Below are 19,984 nucleotides of genomic sequence, written 5' to 3'. Positions count from 1 at the left end.
ATAACGGTCCGGGCACCCGGATGGTGCCCGGACCCTCACGTCGCTCGGCTCACTCGGCGCTCTTGGCGTCCGTCTTCTTCGCGGCGGGCTTGCGGGCGGTGGTCTTCTTCGCGGCGGGCTTGGCGGCGCCCTCCGCGTCGGCGCTCTCGCCAGTGGCGGTCTCGCCGGTGGCGGCTTCGTCAGTGGCGGTCTCGTCGGCGGCCGGAGCGCCGGCCGGAGCCTCGTCCCGGGCGGCCGTGCCCCCGGCGGGCCCGTCCTGGGCGGCCCGCGCGCTCTCCGGCTCGATGGCCACGGCGATCTCGGTGACCTCCTCGGCGGCCTCGTTGCGCCAGGTTTTCACGGCCACCCTGCCGCGCTCGGCCAGCTTCTCGTACTGCTCGCCGGCCCTGGCCGCGTAGCCGACGGCCTGCCCGACGCCCTGCAGCGCCAGGTCCTGGGCGGTCTGGCTCAGCTTCTTGAGGTCGGAGTCGAGGGCCTCGGCGAGCACCGTGAACTTCGCGGACACCGTGGCCTGGGCCTCCTTGGCCCGGAGCGTCACCTTCTCCTGCACGGCCTTCGGGTCGGTCTTCCGCAGCTGGCCGAAGCGCTCGGGGGCTTCCGCGACCAGCTGTCCGATCTTCTCGGCGGTGAGGTCGGCGGCACCGGCAGCGGCGTACGCGGTGTCGGTGGCGACCTTGCGGATGTCTTGCGTGGTGGCCATGGCGATGGTCTCCCGGATCAACTCGAAGGTTTGCTGTCGTCGTCCGTCGCGAGCCCGTTCTCCTTGCGGAAGGACTCGTAGATCTGGAGCAGCACCTGCTTCTGCTGCTCGTTGATCGAGGGGTCGGCGAGGATCACACTGCGGACCTCGGCCTCGTCCCGGTCCCGCTCGTCGAGAATCCCGGCCTGGACGTACAGGGTCTCGGCCGAGATCCGCAGCGCCTTGGCCAGCTGTTGCAGGATCTCGGCGCTCGGCCTGCGCAGGCCGCGCTCGATCTGGCTGAGATACGGGTTGGACACCCCGGCGGCATCGGCGAGCTGCCGCAGCGTGAGCTGCGCGCTGCGGCGCTGCTCCCGCAGGTACTCACCGAGATTGCCGACGTTGAGCGATGCCATGTGGACGAGCCTGCCGCACGTTGCTAACTTTTGCAAGCACCCGCTTGCAAAAGTGTCTCCCGCGCCCGGCCGTCTCCTCTGAGCCTGAGCGCGATAGGTGGCGTCTTTGCAGGACAGCTGTCGTGCCGCTGCCATCCTGCCTTCCCGGATCGCCTTGAGGCCGCAGACGCGCTGACCCGGCGCTCACGTGCGCCGGGCAACCGGCGTCCCGACTACTCCCATAGCCCGAGTACCCTCCCCTGACGGCGACGACCTCCTCGTCGTCCCGCAGGCCCTCGCCGCATTTCACCGCCGCTTCCCGATGCAGGCGCCCCTACGAGGCACCAGCCGCACATGGCTCAGCGTCACTGTCGAAGCCGCGGCCAGGCGTCTTGAAGCCCACTGGAAATCTTGATCTTGCTCAGAAGATCGTTCTGTTGGAGGCTGAGGCATGCAGAATCTGCCGACCTTCGTTTTTGTTCACGGGGCCTTCGCCAATTCGTTCTCGTTCGCGCCGCTGCTGGCCGAGCTCGCACTGCTCGGGCATCGCTCGGCCGCCGTCGACCTTCCCGGGCACGGATTCGAGGCGACCTTCCCCGCGGCCTACCAGGCTCCCCAGATCCTCGACGCACTCGCCGCGGAACCGGGGAGCATCAAGGGAGTCACGCTCGCCGACAACGCCGCCCGCGTGATCGAAGTCCTCGAACGGGCCAAGCAGAACGGCCCCACCATTCTCGTCGCCCACAGCAGGGGTGGCATCACGGCCACCGCCGTCGCCAACGCCCGGCCCGAGCTGATCGACCGGATCGTTTACGTATCGGCCTGGTGCCCCGTCGATCTGGACGTGAGCGACTACTACGCCCAGCCGGAGATGGCGGACGTCGACGCGGGAGCCTTCGCTGCCACGCTTGTCGGAAACCCGTCCGAACTCGGTCTGCTCCGATCCAACTTCCGCACCGCCGAGCCGGCGGCGCTCGCCGCGTTCAAGCGAGCGTTCGCCGCCGACCTCACCGATGACGAGTTCCGGGCCTTCCTGAACACCTTCCAGCCCGATGAGAACCTCGACGCCGGTACGTCCGCCGACCGGGCACAGGCCACGACCTGGGGCCGGATTCCCAAGACCTATGTGCGCCTGGCGGCCGATGCCAGCATTCCGCTCGCCGCGCAGGACCGCATGATTCGCGAAGCCGACGCGCTCACGCCCGACAACCCCTTCGACGTCCGGACGCTCAAGGGGAGCCACCTGCACTGGCTCGTCCACCCGAAGCCCGCCGCCGAGCTGCTCGCAAATCTCGCGGCGCGCTGACGCACCCCCGGAGGCGGCTACCTACGGTCGAGCGGGACAGGAGGAGCCCGCTCGTCCCACTCGACCGTGAGCACCGCAGGTCAGAGCCCCACCATGCCCACAGTTATCCGGGACAGGACAGTGGGGTGAGCCTGCCCGTGACGGCCTCGGCCAGGGCGCGGGTCGTCAGTTCGCGCGGGCCGCCGCGACGGGCTCCTCGGGGCCGCCGGGCGGGGGTGGTCCCAGCAGGCCGAGCTGGGCCGCGCGGGCCCCGGCCTGGAAGCGGCTGACCGCGCCGATCTCCGCCATGGCCGCCTTCATGTACCGGCGGCACGTCCGCGTCGAGATGGCGAGGCGGCGCGCGATCACCTCGTCCTTCAGCCCCGCGGCCATCAGCCGCAGCACGGTGCGGTTCAGCTCGTCCGTGACCTTCTCGTACCGGGTCTCCTGGGGGTCGAACGGCTGGGCGACCGTCCAGACGTCCTGGAAGCGGCGGTACAGGAACCCGGTGACCGTCGTGTTCGTCACCAGCGCCGCACCGCTCCCCGCCCCGTCCGCCGGCGCCTGCGGCACGAAGGCCACCGCGCCGTCGAACACCACGACGTGCTCGCAGACTTCGGCGCTGGTGCGCACCTCTGCCCCGGACTCGGCCGCCTGGCACACATAGGCGCGCGTGGCCAGGCTGGCCCGCTCCGCGTGCTGGTAGACGATGCGCATCCGCACCCCCCGGCGCAGCAGGTCCAGGCTCCAGGCGCGGGTGTGCTCGACGGTGTCCGCGTCCCGGCCGACGCTCGGCTGGATGGCCACCGCCTCGCGGCGGCAGCGCCGGGCCGCCGCGGCGATCCGGCGCCGGACCTCCGCCGGGTCCTCGATGGTGGGGGTGCTGTCGGGCGACGGCGGCGCCCCGGCGCTGCCCACGTAGAGCGGCACCAGCGCGTGCAACTGGCTGCGCATCCGCGCCACGCGCTCCTCCCGCTCGTGGATGTCCCGCTCGAAGGGGCCGCAGGCGATCGCCTCCGCCACCTCCGGATGCACGGCGACGAGCGGATGGCCGGCGCCGGCCGAGGAGAGCAGGCCCAGGCCCAGGAGGGTGTCGCGGGCCCGCGCCAGCTCGGCGGGCGGGATGCCGAGCGTTTCCAAGATCGTGACGTCGTGAAAAGAGCCGTGCCGATGCGCCAGCGTGTAGACGGAAACGCAGGTCGAATCCAGCTCTGTCAACTGTGCCCCCCGGCTTTGCGGATGCCCTTCTTCGCTCCCACGCTTTCCGGCACCCGTGGGGTCACTATAGGGCACCCCTTTCCAGTTCTTGCCAGGCCACTTTAGGACACCGGGGAGTTGTGGTCCGGCGGTTGCCGTCCCGCGCATACTCGACTCGTCGTGGACGGCGGAGCGGTACGCCGCACCGTGCCCGCGACGGCTCAAGTGTTTCAAGGGGGGACAACGGGGTGCACAACAACGGGGCGAGGTTTGCCCAGATTATCGACGTGACCAGCTTTCTGCCGGAGCGCGTCGTCACCAATGGTTCGCAAGAGGCCGGCGATGAGCTGGGGGAGGACGCGTTCTTCAGGGGAGTCGCGGAGCGCCGCTTCGCCTCGCCCGACTACACCTCCGCGGAGCTCGGGGCCCGGGCCGTCGAGAAGCTGCTCGACCGCACCGGCCTGGCCGCCGGGGACATCGATCTGATCCTCTACAACTGCGTCTTCAACGACACCTTCTGGCCGGGCATCGGGCCCGCGGTGCAGTCCCGCGTCGGCGCCGGCCGGGCGGCGATCATGCAGGTCGACACCAGCTGCTGCTCCTGGCTGTCCGCGCTCCGCACGGCCGCCGCTTTCATCGAATCCGGGCAGCACCGGAACGTCGTGGTACTCACCGTCACCAACTTCATCTCCCGGCTTCCGGAGTTCCAGAAGTCGGCCCGTTCGCGCGTCCTCGGCGACGGAGCGACCGCCACGCTGCTGTCGCCCGGGGAGCGGACGATTCTGTCCACCTACGAACGCTCGCACGGGGAGAACTACGGGCTGCTCCGCTTCGAACCCGACCTGATCGACGGGCAGTTCAAGCAATACTGGGAGCGCGGCTGCGGTCCCATCACGGTCAACTTCACGCGCGAGCGCATCGAGGCGCTGCGCCAAAACGCGATGAGCCTCGTGCCCGAGGCCGTCGCGATCAGCCTCGACCGGGCCGGGCTCGACAGCCGGGACGTCTCGCTCCTCATCACCCACCAGCCGAACGAGGAGTACCTCACCGAGTGGCGCCGGCGCTGCGGCATCGACCCGTCGCGCGCGCACGACACGCTCGCCAAGTACGGGAACCTGTTCGCCGGCTCGATCCCGGTGACCCTGGCCGACGCCCTGGACCATTCCCTGGTCAAGCCGGGCGACGTCCTGGCGCTCGGCACCTTCTCCAACGGCGGGGACATGGTCAGCGCGACCACCTTGCGCTGGCCCACCGCCCGGGTGTGATCCGGCCACGGATCCGCCGGTGATCCTCGCGCCCGCCCGCGCGCGGACGCCCTTCGGCCGGGCCCTGCCGCCGCCCCGGCACCGGGCCGGCCCCGGCCGTGCCCAAGGGGGGCCGGAGCGTGGTTCCCGCATTTCCGCACGTTCTTCATTCACCGCATTCAGGGGGAGGCGTCATGACGCCTGAGTCAGAGAATTCCGCCTCATTGGACCGTTCCGATCTGGCCGCACTGGATCTCATCCGGTGCGAGAACACCAGCCAGGACGACATCCACAAAATGATGGTCGACATGACCAAGGACACCTACGCGCACGAAGAAGTGTTCGGGCCTTTCTGCTCGCTCGGCGAGCACATAAATGTCCCGTACAACGTGGTGTTCGACTACCTCGCCGACATCCATTCCCTGGAGGAGTGGACGTACAGCATGCGGAACCTCCGCCATATCGGTGGCGGGCTGTACCGCGGGCGCGAGGCCATCCAGCCCGACACCGAGATATTCGTCCGGGCCGACGTGCTGAAGGGCGCCGAGCACGGGCTCGTGGTCTGGCCCTGCGCCTGGGACCAGGGCGACGAGCTGTGGATGCGCTACTACTTCACGATCACCGACGCCTGGCGCACGCTCCGCCGCCCCGGCACGGTCATCACCTGGACGAACTGCCGGCACCCCTACTACGACCGCGAGGTCACGGACGTGCCGGAGTACATCGCCGCCGGCCGGGCGCGCACCGACCGGTACTGGGTCGGGGACATCTGGCCCCAGTTCGACGCCATCCACAAGGTGGAGATGGCCAACCTCAAGCGCATCCTCGAACACCGCTACGCCACCGGATCCGTCGGCCCGGCCCGCTCCGGCCCCGGCACCGCGTCAGGACAGACCGATGCGGTTGGCTGACGCGCTGGTCACCACGCTCCGGGACTGGGACGTCCGGTACGTCTTCGGGGTCAGCGGGGCCAACATCGAACACGTCCACGACGCCATCCACCGCCTCGGCGACGGCCGGCTGCGGTCGGTCATGGCCCGGCGCGAGGACGGCGCCGCGTTCATGGCCGACGGCCGGGCCCGCGTCCACCGCACGCTCGGCGTCTGCTGCGCGACCTCCGGCGGCGGGATGGTGAACCTCATCGCCGGGCTCGCCGAGTCCTACGCCGAGTCCGTCCCGGTCCTGGCCCTCATCGGCCAGCCGCCCCGGCAGTTCGAGGGGCGCGGCGCCTTCCAGGACTCCTCCGGCATCGGCCGCACCGTCCACGCGGTCGGCATGCTGCGGGCCACCACCAAGCGCGTCGCCCGCGTCGACGACCCGGCCGACTTCTGGACCGAACTGCGCGCCGCCGCCGTCGAGGCCCTCACCGGCCGCCCCGGCCCGGTCGCCCTGCTCGTGCCCCGCGACCTCTTCGACCTGCCGGTGGGCCCGCGGCCCGCGGGCTGGCCGGCCGACCTGGCCGCACTGCCCACGCCCGGGGAGGTCACCCCGCACACCGTCCGCCCGCTGTTCGACGCCCTGCGTGCGGCCCGCCGTCCGGCCCTGCTCATCGGCCACGGCGTCCGCCGCAGCGACGCCGCCGCGGAGGTGACCTCCTTCGCCCGCCGGGCGGGCATCCCGGTGGCCGCCACCATGGCGGCCCGCGGGGAGTTCCCCAACGACGACCCGCTGTTCCTGGGCGTGACGGGCGCCGCGGGCCACCCGTCGGCGCACGCGTTCCTGAAGGACTCCGACCTCGTCGTCGCCGTCGGCACCGGGCTCGGCGTCATGACCCGGGCGCCGCTCGGCCGGCTGGACCCCGCGCGCCTCGCCGTGGTCAACATCGACCCCGGCGAGGCGGAACGGGCCACCGCGCCCGGCATCGTCGTCGCGGAGGACGCGGGGGCGGCGTTCCGCGCCCTCCTGGGTCTCCTCGACGCCGAACCCTTCACCGCGCCACCGCCCGACGGCTACGAGCTGCGCAGGTACCGCCCGCGCCTCGCGGCACCCACGCCGGCGGAGCCCGGGCCCCGCACGGCGCGCGACACCCTGCGCCAGAGCGAGGCCATCCGGATCATCGAGGGCTACCTCCCGCGGGGCGGCAACATCCTGCTGGACGCCGGGAACTGCGCCTCGGCCGCGATCCACCTGGCCCAGGTGCCCGAAGGCGCCTCGTCGACCATCGCCCTCGGCATGGGCGGCATGGGCTACAGCATCGCCGCCGCGGTCGGCGCCCAGCTGGGCTCGCCCGCCGACACCCGCACCGTGGTCCTGTGCGGGGACGGCGCCTTCCTGATGAACGGCTTCGAGGTCCACACCGCGGTGGCCGAGCGGCTGCCGATCCTGTACGTCGTCTTCAACAACAACATGCACGGCATGTGCGTCACCCGCCAGCAGACGTTCTTCGACTCGCGGCTGGAGTGCGTGCAGTACCCGCCGCTGGACGTGGCCACGGTCGCGTACGGGCTGGGCGGCCCGGACCGGCTCTGGGTGGGCACCGCCGGCACGCCCGACGAGCTGCGCGGCCGGCTCGCCGACTACCACGACGCCCACGAACACCTGCCCGGCGTCCTCGAACTGCGGCTGCCCGCCGAGGAAGTGCCGCCGTTCGCCGGCTTCCTGCCGGAGGACGAGCCGACATACGCCGTAGCGCGCCGGGCCGACTGCCGGGTTCTCACCGGCTGAGCACGAGAAGCACCAGAACAACCAGGGGGAAAAGAACATGGAGCAAGACACCAGCGGTGCCCGCCTCGTCGAGGCCGTCGGCACCCCTGATGACACCACCGCCGCACCGGAGGTCGCCGCGAGCACCCCGGCGGTCACGGTCACACCCACCGACCCTCGGTACGCCGACCTGACGCGCGGCTACAACCTGCGCTGGGTCCACAGCCCCGAGGCGATCCGCCTCGTGCAGTCCCGGCGCCAGGTGGAGGACGCGGTCCGCGAGGCGGTCCGGGCGGGCAAGCGGATCGCCGTCCGCAGCGGTGGGCACTGCTACGAGGGCTTCGGCACCGACGGGCAGATCCTCATCGACCTCTCCAACATGAACACCGTGACCTTCGACGGCCAGCGCGGCGCGTTCGCCGTCGAGCCCGGTGCGACGCTCGGCGAGGTCTACGAGGCCCTGTACGAGACGTGGGGCGTCACCCTGCCCGGCGGCGCCTGCCCCTCGGTCGGCATCGGCGGGCACGTCGTCGGCGGCGGCCACGGGCCGCTGTCCCGGCTGCACGGGCTGACCACCGACTATCTGCACGCGGTCGAGGTGGTCACCGTCAACGCCGCCGGGCGGGTCATCACCACCGTCGCCACCCGGGACGACTGGCTGCAGAAGCGGCCCAAGGGCGCCCTGTGGTGGGCGCACACCGGCGGGGGTGGCGGCAACTTCGGCATCGTCACCAAGTACTGGTTCCGCACGCCCGGCAGCCGGGGCAGCAACCCCACGAAGCTGCTGCCCAAGCCGCCGGGGCAGGTGTTCGTCTCCACCGTCACCTGGCCCTGGTACGAGGTGGACGAGGCCGCGTTCACCCGCCTGGTGAAGAACTTCGGCTCCTGGTGCGAGCGGTACCGCGCCGCGGGCACGCCCTACGACAGCCTCTACACCCAGTTCCAGCCGACACCGCGCGCCGCCGGGTCCTTCAGCATGGTCGCGCAGTTCGACGCGACCGGGCCCGACGCGGAGCGGCTGCTGAACGAGTTCTTCGCGGCGGTCGGCGAGGGGGTGGGCGTCACCCCGCGGATCGACACCATGCGCCTGCCGTGGCTGCACGCCACGGGGTGGCCGGGCCTCGCCGGGCCGAACACCCCGACGTTCAGCTTCAAGGCCAAGTCGGCCTACCAGCGCCGGGCGCTGCCCGACCGGCAGATCCAGGCCATCTACCGGCACCTGTCGGAGGTCGAGTACCCGAACCCCGCCGCCCGGCTGCTGATGATCGGCTTCGGCGGCAGGACCAACGCCGTGTCCCGGCGGGCCACGGCCTTCGCGCACCGCGACTCCGTCATGGAGATGCACTACGTCACCGCCTGGGCGCCCGAGGCCGACGAGGCCCCCCACGTGCAGTGGCTGCGCGACTTCTACGCGGCGGTCTACGGGGACACCGGCGGGGTGCCGCTCACCAACGACGACACCGACGGCTGCTACTTCAACTACCCGGACGTCGACCTCGACGACTACACGTACAACCGGTCGGGGGTCTCCGCGCACCGGCTCTACTACGGGGAGAACTACGAGGCGCTCGTCGCGGCGAAGGCCGCCTTCGACCCGCACGACGTCTTCCGCCATACGCAGTCCCTCCCGGTGAAATGAGGACCGGCGACATGCCGTCAGAACTGGAACTCCGGCTGCACCTCAACGAGAACCCCTACCCGCCGCTGCCGGAGGTGCGCAAGGCCCTCGCGGCGGAGCTGGACGCGGTGAACCGCTACCCCGAGTTCACCCCCGACACCCTGATCGGCATGGTCGCCGACTGGCTCGGCGTCACCCGCGACCGCGTGGCCGTCGGCAACGGCTCCGTCGGCCTCGCCCTGCACGTCCTCGACCTGTGCACCGGGCCCGGCGACGAGGTGGTGTACGGGTGGCGGTCCTTCGACGCCTACCCGCTGATCACCGAGATGGCCGGGGCGGAGTCCGTCGAGGTCCCGCTGACCGCCGCCGGGCACCAGGACCTCCCCGGCATCCTCGCCGCGGTCACCCCGCGGACCAGGGTCGTCGTGCTGTGCAACCCGCACAACCCGACGGGCACGGTGATCGGCCGGGACGCGCTGGAGGAATTCCTCGGCGCCCTCCCCGAGCGGATCACGGTGATCCTCGACGAGGCGTACCACGAGTTCGGCCGCGACCCCGGGCTGCCCGACGGCCTGCGGCACCTCGCCGCCCACCCCAACCTCGTCGTCCTGCGCACCTTTTCCAAGGCGTACGGACTGGCCGCCCTCCGCGTCGGCTACTGCGTCGCGGCACCGGTCGTGGCCGGGCGCGTGCGGGGCAGGTCGCTGCCGTACGGCATCAGCCACCTCGCGCAGGTCGCCGTGGCCGAGTCGCTGCGCGCGCAGAAGCAGCTCACCGCACGCGTCGACGCGATCGTCGCCGAACGGGACCGGCTGCGGGACGGGCTGGCCCGCCTGGGCTGGCACACCTTCCCCAGCCAGGCCAACTTCCTGTGGATCGACGCCGGTTCGCGCAGCGAGGTCCTGGCCGCGGAGCTGGCCCGGGCCGGCGCGCTCGTGCGCTGCTACCCGGACGAGGGGCTGCGCCTGACCGTCGGCTCGCGGGAGGCCGACGACCTCGTTCTGCGCGCGGCCGGATCCGTACCGTCCGCCACGGCGAAAGGAGCGCCGACGATGGCCGGCTGACCCCAGCCGCGTTAGAACGCAAGGACCTGTACACACCGTGGGAAGGACATGATGAGCGAGACATTCTTGGTGCTGGGCGGCACCGGCAAGACGGGCCGCCGGGTAGTGGCCCGGCTGCAGGAGGCCGGGCACGAGGTGCGGGCCGCCGCGCGGGGCGGAGCGACGCGCTTCGACTGGCAGGACGAGTCGACGTGGACGGCGGCGCTGACCGGCGCCCGCGCCGTCTACGTGATTCCGCCGACGCTGCCCAGCCAGGCTCGGCAGGTGGTGCCGCAGTTCGTGAAGCGCGCCGTCTCGGCGGGCGTGCGGCGGCTGGTGCTGCTGTCCGCGCGCGGCATCGACGCGGCGGGCGACGAGAAGCTGCTGACCTCCGAGCGCGCGGTCCAGGAGTCCGGGGCGGAGTGGACCATCGTGCGGCCGACGTGGTTCGCGCAGAACTTCAGCGAGGCGTTCTTCCTCCCGCAGATCCTGGAAGGCGTCCTCGCGGTGCCCGCGGGCGACGGCAAGGAGCCGTTCGTGGACGCCGAGGACATCGCCGACGTGGTGGCCGCCGCGCTCACGGGATCCGGCCACAACGGCAAGATCTACGAGCTCTCCGGCCCGGAGGCCCTGTCGTTCGCCGAGGCCGCCGCCCGCATAGGCGCGGCCGCCGGCCGGGAGATCCGCTTCATCGACCTGGAGGGCGAGGCCTTCGTTCAGGGGTCGGTGGCCGCCGGTGTCCCCGAGGAGCACGCCGGCATCCTGCTGGGTCTCTTCACGGCCATCCGCAACGGGTGGGACGCGCACTTGAGCACCGGTGTGCAGGACGCGCTGGGCCGCGAGCCGCGCGACTTCGACACCTACGTGCGCGGGAGCGCCGAGACGGGCGTGTGGGCGGGCACCAGCTGATCCCGCGCGAGCCCGCCGGCGGCGGTCTCCGTCCACCTGACGCAGGCCGCCTGACGCAGAACGCCTGAGCAGATCGCTCTGACCCAGACCGCCTGTTTCCGTCCGACTGAGCACGTCCACAGATGCGAGGGGCCGGCACCTCACGGGTGCCGGCCCCTCGGGGAGGCCCGATGAACAACACCTCGTACACCGGGGTTCAGCCGCTGACCCCCGCGCCCCTGATGGCGATGGCGGACGGGTTCCGCGTCGCCAAGGTCCTGGCCACGGCGCTGGAGTTCGACCTGTTCACCAAGGTCAGCGGCACCGGCGGCATCACCCCCGCCGAGCTGGCCGGCAAGGAGGGCATCGCCGAGCGGCCCGCCCGGCTGCTGCTGACGGCGTGCGCCTCGCTGGGGCTGCTCGGCAAGCGCGACGGCCGCTACGTCAACACCGAGCTGTCCGAGGAGTTCCTCGTCCGCGGGAAGCGGTACTTCTTCGGCGACCTCGTCACCTTCACCGACCGGCGCGAGTACGACGCGTGGGGCAGGCTCGGCGAAGCCGTCCGCACCAACCGGCCGACCACCTGGGACCCGGAGACGGAGGAGACACTCTTCGACCCGCAGGACGAGGAGATGGCGGAGCTCTTCCCCAAGGCGGCGCACTCCGGGGCCGTGTTCACCGCACGGGCCATGGCCCTGTCCATCGACTTCGGCGCCTACCGGCGGCTCCTCGACGTCGGCGGCGGGCTCGGCTCGTTCTGCGGCGAGCTGTGCGCCCACCACCCGCACCTGAAGGCGACGGTCTACGACCTGCCGTTCGTCACGGACAAGGCCGAGCGGCGCCTCGCCGAGGCCGGGCTGGGCGACCGGATCGACGCGATCGGCGGCGACTTCTTCGCGGACGACCTGCCGACCGGCTACGACGCCATCCTGATGACCAACATCCTCCACGACTGGAGCGAGGAGCAGGGCGCACAGCTCCTGCGCAAGTGCCACACCGCGCTCGGCAGCGGCGGTGCCGTCATCATCGGCGAGGCGTTCCTCGACGACGAGGGCACCGGCCCGGTGGCGGGAGCCGTCGCCGGTCTGAACATGCTGGTCGAGACCGCCGAGGGCGCGAACCGCAGCCGCGCCGAGTACGAGGCGATGCTGTCCGCGGCGGGCTTCACGGACATCCGCCGCGTCGGCTTCGCCCTCGACGCGCCCCTGGCGAACGGTGCGCTGATCGCCCACAAGCCCTGACGGCAGGGGCCGGCAATCAGCCTTCCGGCGGAGGCGGCCGGTGCCCTGGGAGGACGGCCCGCCACCCTGGTCCGACGAGGCTGGGGGCATGACGAACACCGCGATCTCCCGCCCCGCCGTGACACCTTCGGGCACCGAGCGGCCCGTTCCGCGCTGGGCGGAACGAGCCGCTCGTGCCCTGCCGCTGCTCGGCCTCCCGGTGTGTCTGTGGCGGCTGCCCATCGGCTTCGGCTTCGGCATGGGGCTGGACCAGAGCGGCGTGACCCAGGGCCTGTGGGTGACCGTGCCCTACGTCTTCACGCTCAGCCTGCTGTCCGAGGCGTTCGCGCTGCTGTGCCTCGGGCTGGTGCGGGGGTGGGGCGAGGTCGTGCCCCGCTGGGTGCCGGTGATCGGTGGCAGGGCCGTCCCCCCGTTCGCGGTCATCGTGCCCGCGACACTGGGCGGCCTGCTCTTCACCGGGTTGCTGGTGGACTGGACGCTCACCACTTTCGGCATCGCGGGTTTCACCAACGGCGGCTTCTCGAACATCTGGTGGGAGACGCTGGCGAACGTGGTCAGCGGGCTGATCGTGCTGTGGGGACCGCTGGTGCTGGCCCTGACCTACGCGTACTACGTGCGGCGGTGCCGGTAGCTCTGCGAGCGGTCCTTGGTGGGGGCTGCCGGGGGTGACCCGCCGCGGTGAGGGCCCGCACGCCCGGCCGGCTCCGCTCGCGGGGCGTGCGGCCGTTTTACGGGCCGTGGCTGGGGCGGGACTACGGCCTGTGCCGGGGTGACGGCCCCGCGCGGTGAGGGCCTGGCCGTCCTCGCCGACGCCGTTCCCGGGCCCGCCGTCGCTCCACGAGCCGCTTCTGTCGAGGCCCGTCGGCCGGGTGAGGCTTCCGCCGTGTCAGCTTGCCCCAGGGCCGCCGCCGACCGCGCTGCCGGGGCGCGCCCCCTTACGAGCCACCCCCGGCGAGCCCCGCCGCGGCCACCGCCTGCTCCGGGCTCAGGCCCTCGCCGTCGGTGAACGCCCCCGCGAAGGCCCGTTCGCCCAGGGCCGTCCTCGCCGACTGCGCTATCCGGTCCACGTCACCGCGCTCCGCGGGCGGCAGTGGGGCGCCCGCCGAGGCGCGGGCGGCGGACGCGGCGCCGAGGAGCAGGGCTGCCGGCTTCGCGCGCCCGGCGAGGGCCTCCGCGCCCGAGAGGCCCTCCAGTGCCAGGGCCAGGGCCCGGGCACTGCCCGACAGGCGGGCCCGGGACAGGCCCTCCAGGTGGCGGGCGCGCGCGGCCTCCGCATCACCCCGCAGCTCCGCCACGAAACCGAGCTCGGCCAGGACCAGGGCGTTGCCCCCGCCCTCGGACGCCGTGCCGTACCAGTCGCGGATGCGCAGCAGCAGGGCCTCGGCGCGGGCGAGGTCGCCCTCCCGGCGGGCACCCAGGGCCAGGCCCAGCTCGGCGTGGACCTCGCCGAACTTGAAGCCCTGCTCGGCGGCCAGGCGCAGTGCCTCGCCGTGCAGCTCCCGCGCCCGGCCCCACTCCCGGCCCAGCAGCGCGAGCCGGCCCAGCGCGGAGAGGGTCGAGGAGACCTCGATGGCCAGCCCCAGCCGCTCGGCGATGCCCAGGCCCTCCCGCAGCAGGCGGGCGGACTCCGCGTAATCCCCGTCGATCTCGGCGAGGGAGGCGAGCGGATGGACGCACCGCAACAGGCCCCAGTCGTCGCCCAGTTCACGGAAGAGCTGCGCGCTGCGCTCGCCGTGCCGGCGGAGCGCCGCCGCGTCGCCGCGCACCAGGTCGTGCATGGCGCGCAGGGCGAGGGCCGCGGCGACTCCCCAGGTGTCACCCCGCTCGCGGAAACCCGCCAGCGCCTGGCCGGTGAGCTCGATGCTGGTGGCCATGTCGCCGGTGTTGAACAGGGCGTAGGCGTGGAACCACTGTCCCCGGGCCCGGCACCCGGCGTCCTCGATCTCCTCAAACGCGGAGAGGGGTGACGGGGGCGTCCGCACACCGGCCATGAGCGCGAAACCCCCGTGCAAGGCCCGCACTTCAGCGCGCAGGCCCGACCGGACGGCGCCCGGCAGTGACAGCGCGCTCTCCATCGACCGGCGCGCCTCCGCCAGGCGCCCTCGCATCAACCAGTACCAGGAAAGGGCGGAGACCAGATGCAGCGCCTCCTCCGCCGCGCCGCCGGACACCGCGGTGTCGAGGGCCGCCCGCATGTTGGCGGTCTCGGCGTCGAGGCGCCGCAGCCACACCCGCTGGCCGGCCTCCCGCAGGTGCGGGCAGGCTCGCTCGGCGAACTCGATGCAGTGCCGCAGGTGCCGCAGCCGCACGGGCGCGAAGTCGTCCATCTCGTGGAGGCGCTCGACACCGTACGCGGCCACCGACTCCAGCAGCCGGTACCGCGGGCCCTCCGGGCCGTCGGCCATCACCACGAGGGACCGGTCGACCAGGCGGACCAGCAGCCCGAGGACCTCCTCGGCCGCCACCCCCTCGCCCGCGCACACCGCCTCCGCCGACTCCAGCGTGCAGCCGTCGCTGTGCACGGCGAGCCGGCGCAGCACGATCCGCTCGGGGGCGCTGAGCAGCTCCCAGCTCCAGTCGATGACGGCCCGCAGCGTCTGCTGGCGCGCGGGGGCGCCCCGGTGCCCGCCCGCCAGCACCCGGAAGCGGTCGCCCAGCCGGTCGGCGAGCTCGCGGACGCCCAGCGCGCGCACGCGCGTGGCGGCCAGCTCCAGGGCGAGCGGGATGCCGTCGAGCCGCCGGCAGATCACGTCCACCGCCTCGCGGTCGGCCGGATCGGAGAGGCTCCCGCCGGGGCCGGGCGCGGCGGCGGCCGCGCGGGCGGTGAACAGCCGGGCCGCGTCGGCCGGCGGCAGCGGCTCCACGGCCCGTACGGTCTCCCCGGGCACGCCCAGCGGCTCCTGGCTGGTGGCCAGGACCCGCAGCCCCGGCGCCCGGCCCAGCAGGGCCCCGGCGAGCTCGGCGACCGGCTCGACGACGTGCTCGCAGTTGTCCAGCACCAGCAGGGCGCGGCGGTCGCGCAGGGCGGCCGCCAGCCGCTCCCGGACACCGCCCGGACCCCCGCCGCCCGGGCCGTCGTCCCGCACGCCCAGGACGGCCGCGACGACCTCCGTGAGGGCCGCTGCCGAGCCGCGCTGCCCGGCGAGCTCCACGAGCCACACCCCGTCGGGGAACGCCTCCAGGAGCCCGCCCGCCGCCTCGACCGCCAGCCGGGTCTTGCCGACCCCGCCCGGGCCCGTGAGCGTCACCAGCCGGCACCGCGCGAGCAGCTCCCGCACCTCGGCCACCGGCCGCTCCCGGCCGACGAGCTCGGTCAGCGGCGCGGGCAGGTTCGTCAGGGGCCGCGCCGGGCTCGCGTCCTCGCCCGGCGCCAGCTCCGGGGCCTGGACGAGGACCGACCGGTGCAGGGCCGCCAGCTCGGGGCCGGGGTCCAGGCCCAGCTCCTCCGCCAGCCGGTCGCGCAGCTCGCCGTACGAGGCGAGGGCCTCGCTCTGCCGCCCCGCCCGGTACAGCGCCCGCACCTGGGCCGCGCGCAGCCGCTCCCGCAGCGGGTGCCGGGCCACGAGCGCGGTGAGCTCCGCGACGAGCCCGCCACCCTCGCCGGCCGCCAGCCGCGCCTCGGCCTGCTCCTCCAGGGCGGTGAGCCGCTGCTCCTCCAGGCGGCGCGCCGCCGCCCGGGCGAACTCCTCGTCGGCGAAGTCGGCGTAGGCCGGGCCGCGCCACAGCCGGAGGGCGTCCGCCAGCAGGGCGGCGCGCGCCCGCGGCTCGCCGGTGGCGCGGGCGCGGAGCACCAGTTCCTCGAAGCGGTCCGCGTCGGTCTCGCCCGGCTCCAGCCGCAGCCGGTAGCCGGGCCGCTGGTGGACGACCCGGTCGCGGCCGAGGGAGCGGCGCAGCACGGACACCTTGGCCTGGAGGGCGTTGGCGGTACGGGCGGGCGGCTCGGCGCCCCACAGGTCGTCCACCAGCCGGTCGGCGGAGACCGTCCGGCCCTCGTGCACCAGGAGATCGGCCAGCAGCGCCCGGGCCTTCGCCTCGCGCACCCTGACCGGCTTCCCCTCGGCGTCCCACACCACCAGTGGGCCGAGCACCCCGAACCGCATGCCGAAAACCGTAACTCAGTGCGCCGGCATCGACGGTCAGCGAACCCTCAGCCGCCCATCAGCCGACCATCAGCCCCGATCGGCACAGTGGTCACACCGGAACACACACCGGGAACGGGCAAGGGAGCACCAGCACATGAGCAAGTACGCGGGCAAGAAGGCCGTCATCACCGGTGGCACGATCGGGATCGGCCTCGCCGTCGCCAAGCGCCTCGTCGAGGGCGGGGCCGAGGTCCTGCTGACGGGCCGCAACGAGAAGAACCTGGAGGCCGCGCGCGCCGAACTGGGCCCCTCGGCCCACGTCGTGCGGTCCGACACCGCGAGTCTGGCCGACATCGCCGCCCTGGGCAGAACCGTCACGGGGACGCTCGGTCACGTCGACCACCTCTTCGTCAACGCCGGGATCTCGGAACTCGGCCCCGTCGAGACGGTCACCGAGGAGTCCTACGACCGGCAGTTCGCGATCAACACCAAGGGCGCCTTCTTCACGGTGCAGCGCATGATCCCGCTGCTGCGGGACGGCGGCTCGATCGTCTTCACGACCTCCGTGGCGGACTCCACCGGCAACGCCGGCATGGGCGTCTACTCCGGGTCGAAGGCGGCCCTGTGGTCCTTCGCCCAGGTGCTGGCCACCGAGCTGGTCGGCCGCGGCATCCGCGTCAACGCCGTCAGCCCCGGCTTCACCGACACCCCGTCCATGGGCGCCGCGGACCTGACCGACGCGGAGCGGGAGGAGTTCCGCGCCCTCGGTGACGCGGTCACGCCGATGCGGCGCCACGCCACCTCCGACGAGGTCGCCCGCGCCGCGCTGTTCCTGGCCACGGACGCCACGTTCACGACGGGGGTGAAGCTGCCGGTTGACGGTGGCCTCGGGCAGCACGTCGCGGTTCCGGCGGCGTAGCGTCCACGCGGCCGGCGCACGCGGCCGGCCTCACGCCGCCGCGGTCGCCGCGGCCTCCGCCACGAGGCGGGCGATGCGCTCGTTGCCCCAGGCGGCGAGCGGGGCGAGGGCCGCGTTGAGGGCCAGGCCTTGCGCGGTGAGCGAGTACTCGACCTTCGGCGGGATCACGTCGAAGACCTCGCGGTGGACGATGCCGTCCGCCTCCAGCTCGCGCAGCTGCTGGGCCAGCACCTTCTCGCTGATGCCCGGCAGGTTGCGCCGCGTCTCGCCGAATCGGTGCGGGCGGTCGTGCAGGGCCCACAGGATCAGGACCTTCCACTTGCCGTCGATCACGTCGATGGCAGCGTCGATCCCGCACGTGTACGGATGTGCCTTCACGAGCCCGCCCCCTTGGTCACCCGCCGGGGCGCCCCGCACGTCCCGCGCGGTGGCTCCGGCCCGATCACGTCCCCTGACGCCTTCCAGCTTAATGAAGTGCGCCGGCGAGGGGAGCCGCGTCCGTCACCGGCCCCGCGAGGGGTGGGCCGGTGGCGGACGGGCGGGGTCTCAGGCGCCGTACGGGCGCTTGGCGCGGGCCTCGCGCAGGGAGACGGCCCACCAGCCGAGCTGGTCGAGCAGGGTCTTGGCCGCACCGGAGGCCGCGGTGCCCGCCGCCTCGTCCAGGTGGACGCCCTCGTCGTCGAACTTGCCCCAGGGGCTGTGGAAGCTGACCGTCTCGCGGATCGTGACCGCGTGCAGCTCGGCGAAGACCGGGCGCAGGTGCTCGACGGCGCGCAGACCGCCGGAGAGACCGCCGTAGGAGACGAACGCGACCGGCTTGGCCTGCCACTGGGTGTAGTGCCAGTCGATGAGGTTCTTCAGAGTAGCCGGGTAGCTGTGGTTGTACTCGGGCGTCAGGACGACGAACGCGTCCGCCTCCGCGAGCCGCGGCGTGATCGTGGCGAGGGCGGCGGCGTCCTCCGGGCCCGGGTCGCTGCTCAGGCTCACCGGCAGCGGGTGCTCGGCGAGGTCGACGACGTCGAACTCGATGTCACCGCGCTCGGCGACCTGCGCGGTGAACCACTTGGCCACCGTGGGGCCGAACCGGCCCTCGCGGTTGGAGGCGATGATGACGGCGAGGCGGTACGGGGTCTCGGACATGATGTCCCTTTCCTGTTCCGGGAGATGTCGGCGGAGGAGCGCGCCGCCGTCGGTGGCGGGCCTGTGTGCCGTTGAGGAAAAGCTTGCATCCTCAAGCATGCTTGAGGTCAACTGTGATCCATGACTCACCGTCAAGGGGCGGCGCCCGCCGGTGTTCAGAAGGAGTCCGGGCACCACGGGCGCCGCGGCGTGCGCAGCAGCGAGTCCGCGCGAGCCGCCGCGCCCGGCCGCTCCTCGGCGACCCGGCCCAGCGCGACCAGCCGTGAGACGGCCTCGTCGCCCAGGCACACCGAACCCAGCTCGCCCGCGCCCAGCGCCAGATCCGCCGAACGGGTCGTGGGGGCGCAAGCGGCGCCGTCCGGCCCCGCCTCCAGCAGGAACCGCCCGCCCGCCGGGCCGGCCGGATCGGCCACCTCCAGCACCAGCGAACCGGCGGTGGCGTACGTCCGGGCCGCCAGCAGCCGCGGCACGTCCAGCGGCCGCACCCACAGGAAGTCCGCGTGCGTGACGATCCGGGCGGCCCGCGGTTCCGGCAGCAGCAGCGGCAGGATGTCGTCGGGGGCGCGCAGCCCCGTCCGGATCCGGGCCGCCAGATCGACCGACAACAGGTAGCGCCACAGGGCGCGTTCGGCGGTCGGCGAGACGGCCAGGAGGTCGGTGACGCTGAGGGTGTGCTGCGGAAGCTTCGCCTCCCAGGTCTCGTCCGAGGTGTACGTCAGCAGGCCCTCCACGGTGCCGTCCGGCGACCGGTACACGGCGAAGAAGGGCTCGGCCCAGGGCCGGCCGCCCCGCGGCACCTCGCCGGTGTACTGCTGCCACCACAGCTCGTTGCGGTCGATGGCGCCGGGCTGCCGCGCCCGGAATTCCTCGTGCAGGGCCGGGCCCAGCCGCCGCACCTCCGCGGCGTCCGCCAGATCCACCCGGCCGCCGTCCGCCGGGCCCGCGCCCCGCCGGTCCAGGCCGGAACGGGCTGTCTCCACCTCCCACTCCGTCGTCGAGGTGGCCGGGCCGAAGCCGTAGCGGCCGTAGATCGGGTACTCGGCCGAGATGAGCGTGGCGGCGACGTCACCCCGCTCCTGCGCGGCCCGCAGGTCGGCCGCCATCATGCGGCTCAGGAGGCCGCGCCGGCGGTGCGTCGGCGCGACCGTCACGTTCGAGATCGCGTTCACGTCGACCTGGGCGCCACCGGGGACGGTGAGCCGCTGGGCGAAGCTGCGGAACGTCGCCACACAGCGGCCGGCGTCGAACGCACCCTGCGAACGGTCCGGCACGAAGTGCGCGGCGCGGGTCTCGATCTCCTGTTTGGAGGGGGCGGGCGGCTGGAGGAAGGCGGTGCGCATCGCCCGGACCCAGTCGGGGAGGTCGGAGGGGGTGACGGTGCGGATGTCGGGGCTCATGCGGGGACGCTAGGCGCTGGCCTGTGGTGTGTGCATGTGGTTTTTGCCGGGTCCGCCGGTGCCGGTCCGCTGCGCGGGGCTTTCAATGTTCGGGGGGGGGCTGCGGGGGCGGGTTGTCGCCGAACGCGTCTCCGAGCCGGCGACGGCCTCACCGCCGGTCAGTACCTTGGATCCGCCGATCTGCGGAAGCCGACATCGCTCTCGCGGGCGTCT

17 protein-coding genes are annotated in these 19,984 nt (G+C 73.1%); 10 read left to right on the top strand and 7 right to left on the bottom strand.

The window, feature by feature from the left end:
* Positions 1-49 precede the first annotated feature (49 nt).
* Together ABZ951_RS21775 and ABZ951_RS21770 are read right to left on the bottom strand one after the other, a co-directional pair.
* Complete coding sequence (locus ABZ951_RS21775) at positions 50-700, bottom strand: hypothetical protein (protein WP_344086495.1); 651 nt, start codon at positions 698-700, stop codon at positions 50-52.
* A 17-nt stretch (positions 701-717) separates the two neighbouring features.
* A complete protein-coding gene (locus tag ABZ951_RS21770) occupies positions 718-1,095 on the bottom strand; it encodes a helix-turn-helix transcriptional regulator (RefSeq protein WP_344086498.1) in 378 nt (125 codons plus the stop codon).
* A gap of 430 nt (positions 1,096-1,525) precedes the next feature.
* On the opposite strand from ABZ951_RS21770, the gene ABZ951_RS21765 reads away from it, so the two are divergent.
* Positions 1,526-2,380 carry an alpha/beta fold hydrolase gene (locus ABZ951_RS21765; protein WP_344086501.1) on the top strand — a complete coding sequence of 285 codons (855 nt, stop codon included), beginning with the start codon at positions 1,526-1,528 and terminating at the stop codon, positions 2,378-2,380.
* Positions 2,381-2,545: 165 nt separating this feature from the next.
* Here the strand turns inward: ABZ951_RS21765 and ABZ951_RS21760 are convergent, their stop codons facing one another.
* Entirely contained in the window at positions 2,546-3,577 is a 1,032-nt protein-coding gene (locus ABZ951_RS21760) for a helix-turn-helix transcriptional regulator (RefSeq protein WP_344086504.1), read from the bottom strand.
* 266 nt (positions 3,578-3,843) lie between these two features.
* Between ABZ951_RS21760 and ABZ951_RS21755 the strand changes: the two genes are divergently transcribed.
* From ABZ951_RS21755 to ABZ951_RS21720, 8 genes are all read left to right on the top strand, one after another.
* Positions 3,844-4,821, top strand: coding sequence for a 3-oxoacyl-[acyl-carrier-protein] synthase III C-terminal domain-containing protein (locus tag ABZ951_RS21755; RefSeq protein ID WP_344086507.1), 978 nt, complete (start codon positions 3,844-3,846; stop codon positions 4,819-4,821).
* A gap of 173 nt (positions 4,822-4,994) precedes the next feature.
* Positions 4,995-5,711 carry a hypothetical protein gene (locus ABZ951_RS21750; protein WP_344086510.1) on the top strand — a complete coding sequence of 239 codons (717 nt, stop codon included), beginning with the start codon at positions 4,995-4,997 and terminating at the stop codon, positions 5,709-5,711.
* Complete coding sequence (locus tag ABZ951_RS21745) at positions 5,698-7,464, top strand: thiamine pyrophosphate-binding protein (protein ID WP_344086513.1); 1,767 nt, start codon at positions 5,698-5,700, stop codon at positions 7,462-7,464. Before ABZ951_RS21750 ends, ABZ951_RS21745 begins: the two co-directional genes overlap by 14 nt.
* A gap of 37 nt (positions 7,465-7,501) precedes the next feature.
* Positions 7,502-9,082 (top strand): FAD-binding oxidoreductase, encoded by a 1,581-nt coding sequence (locus ABZ951_RS21740; protein ID WP_344086516.1) that lies wholly within the window; start codon positions 7,502-7,504, stop codon positions 9,080-9,082.
* 11 nt (positions 9,083-9,093) lie between these two features.
* Positions 9,094-10,125: a histidinol-phosphate transaminase gene (locus ABZ951_RS21735; protein ID WP_344086519.1), complete on the top strand. Its 1,032-nt coding sequence runs from the start codon at positions 9,094-9,096 to the stop codon at positions 10,123-10,125.
* A gap of 51 nt (positions 10,126-10,176) precedes the next feature.
* On the top strand, positions 10,177-11,013 hold the full coding sequence (locus ABZ951_RS21730; RefSeq protein WP_344086523.1) for an NAD(P)H-binding protein: 837 nt from the start codon (positions 10,177-10,179) through the stop codon (positions 11,011-11,013).
* A 170-nt stretch (positions 11,014-11,183) separates the two neighbouring features.
* The gene (locus ABZ951_RS21725; RefSeq protein WP_344086526.1) at positions 11,184-12,233 is read left to right on the top strand and encodes a methyltransferase; all 1,050 of its coding nucleotides are present in this window, start codon (positions 11,184-11,186) and stop codon (positions 12,231-12,233) included.
* A gap of 88 nt (positions 12,234-12,321) precedes the next feature.
* Positions 12,322-12,864, top strand: coding sequence for a hypothetical protein (locus ABZ951_RS21720; RefSeq protein ID WP_344086529.1), 543 nt, complete (start codon positions 12,322-12,324; stop codon positions 12,862-12,864).
* Positions 12,865-13,168: 304 nt separating this feature from the next.
* Here ABZ951_RS21720 and ABZ951_RS21715 read toward each other — a convergent pair whose 3' ends face one another.
* Positions 13,169-16,333, bottom strand: coding sequence for a BTAD domain-containing putative transcriptional regulator (locus ABZ951_RS21715; protein ID WP_344086532.1), 3,165 nt, complete (start codon positions 16,331-16,333; stop codon positions 13,169-13,171).
* 136 nt (positions 16,334-16,469) lie between these two features.
* Between ABZ951_RS21715 and ABZ951_RS21710 the strand changes: the two genes are divergently transcribed.
* Positions 16,470-17,234: an SDR family oxidoreductase gene (locus ABZ951_RS21710; RefSeq protein ID WP_344086535.1), complete on the top strand. Its 765-nt coding sequence runs from the start codon at positions 16,470-16,472 to the stop codon at positions 17,232-17,234.
* Positions 17,235-17,264: 30 nt separating this feature from the next.
* Here ABZ951_RS21710 and ABZ951_RS21705 read toward each other — a convergent pair whose 3' ends face one another.
* The 3 genes from ABZ951_RS21705 to ABZ951_RS21695 form a co-directional block, all read right to left on the bottom strand.
* Entirely contained in the window at positions 17,265-17,612 is a 348-nt protein-coding gene (locus tag ABZ951_RS21705; protein WP_344086538.1) for a helix-turn-helix domain-containing protein, read from the bottom strand.
* A 168-nt stretch (positions 17,613-17,780) separates the two neighbouring features.
* On the bottom strand, positions 17,781-18,374 hold the full coding sequence (locus ABZ951_RS21700; RefSeq protein ID WP_344086542.1) for an NAD(P)H-dependent oxidoreductase: 594 nt from the start codon (positions 18,372-18,374) through the stop codon (positions 17,781-17,783).
* Between the two features lie 155 nt (positions 18,375-18,529).
* On the bottom strand, positions 18,530-19,771 hold the full coding sequence (locus tag ABZ951_RS21695; protein ID WP_344086545.1) for a GNAT family N-acetyltransferase: 1,242 nt from the start codon (positions 19,769-19,771) through the stop codon (positions 18,530-18,532).
* Between the last annotated feature and the right edge of the window lie 213 nt (positions 19,772-19,984).

The organism is Streptomyces sp. NPDC046215, from assembly GCF_040646215.1.
Taxonomy (GTDB): domain Bacteria; phylum Actinomycetota; class Actinomycetes; order Streptomycetales; family Streptomycetaceae; genus Streptomyces; species Streptomyces stramineus.
Note: the sequence above shows the minus strand (reverse complement) of the source record. Positions and strands in the feature narration are given on the sequence as shown.

What these genes read in the sequence shown, in the direction of transcription:
- ABZ951_RS21775 (WP_344086495.1), bottom strand. Translation starts at nt 700, where the DNA reads ATGGCCACCACGCAAGACATCCGCAAGGTCGCCACCGACACCGCGTAC.
- ABZ951_RS21710 (WP_344086535.1), top strand. Translation starts at nt 16,470, where the DNA reads ATGAGCAAGTACGCGGGCAAGAAGGCCGTCATCACCGGTGGCACGATC.
- ABZ951_RS21745 (WP_344086513.1), top strand. Translation starts at nt 5,698, where the DNA reads ATGCGGTTGGCTGACGCGCTGGTCACCACGCTCCGGGACTGGGACGTC.
- ABZ951_RS21715 (WP_344086532.1), bottom strand. Translation starts at nt 16,333, where the DNA reads ATGCGGTTCGGGGTGCTCGGCCCACTGGTGGTGTGGGACGCCGAGGGG.
- ABZ951_RS21700 (WP_344086542.1), bottom strand. Translation starts at nt 18,374, where the DNA reads ATGTCCGAGACCCCGTACCGCCTCGCCGTCATCATCGCCTCCAACCGC.
- ABZ951_RS21740 (WP_344086516.1), top strand. Translation starts at nt 7,502, where the DNA reads ATGGAGCAAGACACCAGCGGTGCCCGCCTCGTCGAGGCCGTCGGCACC.
- ABZ951_RS21765 (WP_344086501.1), top strand. Translation starts at nt 1,526, where the DNA reads ATGCAGAATCTGCCGACCTTCGTTTTTGTTCACGGGGCCTTCGCCAAT.
- ABZ951_RS21730 (WP_344086523.1), top strand. Translation starts at nt 10,177, where the DNA reads ATGAGCGAGACATTCTTGGTGCTGGGCGGCACCGGCAAGACGGGCCGC.
- ABZ951_RS21695 (WP_344086545.1), bottom strand. Translation starts at nt 19,771, where the DNA reads ATGAGCCCCGACATCCGCACCGTCACCCCCTCCGACCTCCCCGACTGG.
- ABZ951_RS21720 (WP_344086529.1), top strand. Translation starts at nt 12,322, where the DNA reads ATGACGAACACCGCGATCTCCCGCCCCGCCGTGACACCTTCGGGCACC.
- ABZ951_RS21735 (WP_344086519.1), top strand. Translation starts at nt 9,094, where the DNA reads ATGCCGTCAGAACTGGAACTCCGGCTGCACCTCAACGAGAACCCCTAC.
- ABZ951_RS21750 (WP_344086510.1), top strand. Translation starts at nt 4,995, where the DNA reads ATGACGCCTGAGTCAGAGAATTCCGCCTCATTGGACCGTTCCGATCTG.
- ABZ951_RS21770 (WP_344086498.1), bottom strand. Translation starts at nt 1,095, where the DNA reads ATGGCATCGCTCAACGTCGGCAATCTCGGTGAGTACCTGCGGGAGCAG.
- ABZ951_RS21725 (WP_344086526.1), top strand. Translation starts at nt 11,184, where the DNA reads ATGAACAACACCTCGTACACCGGGGTTCAGCCGCTGACCCCCGCGCCC.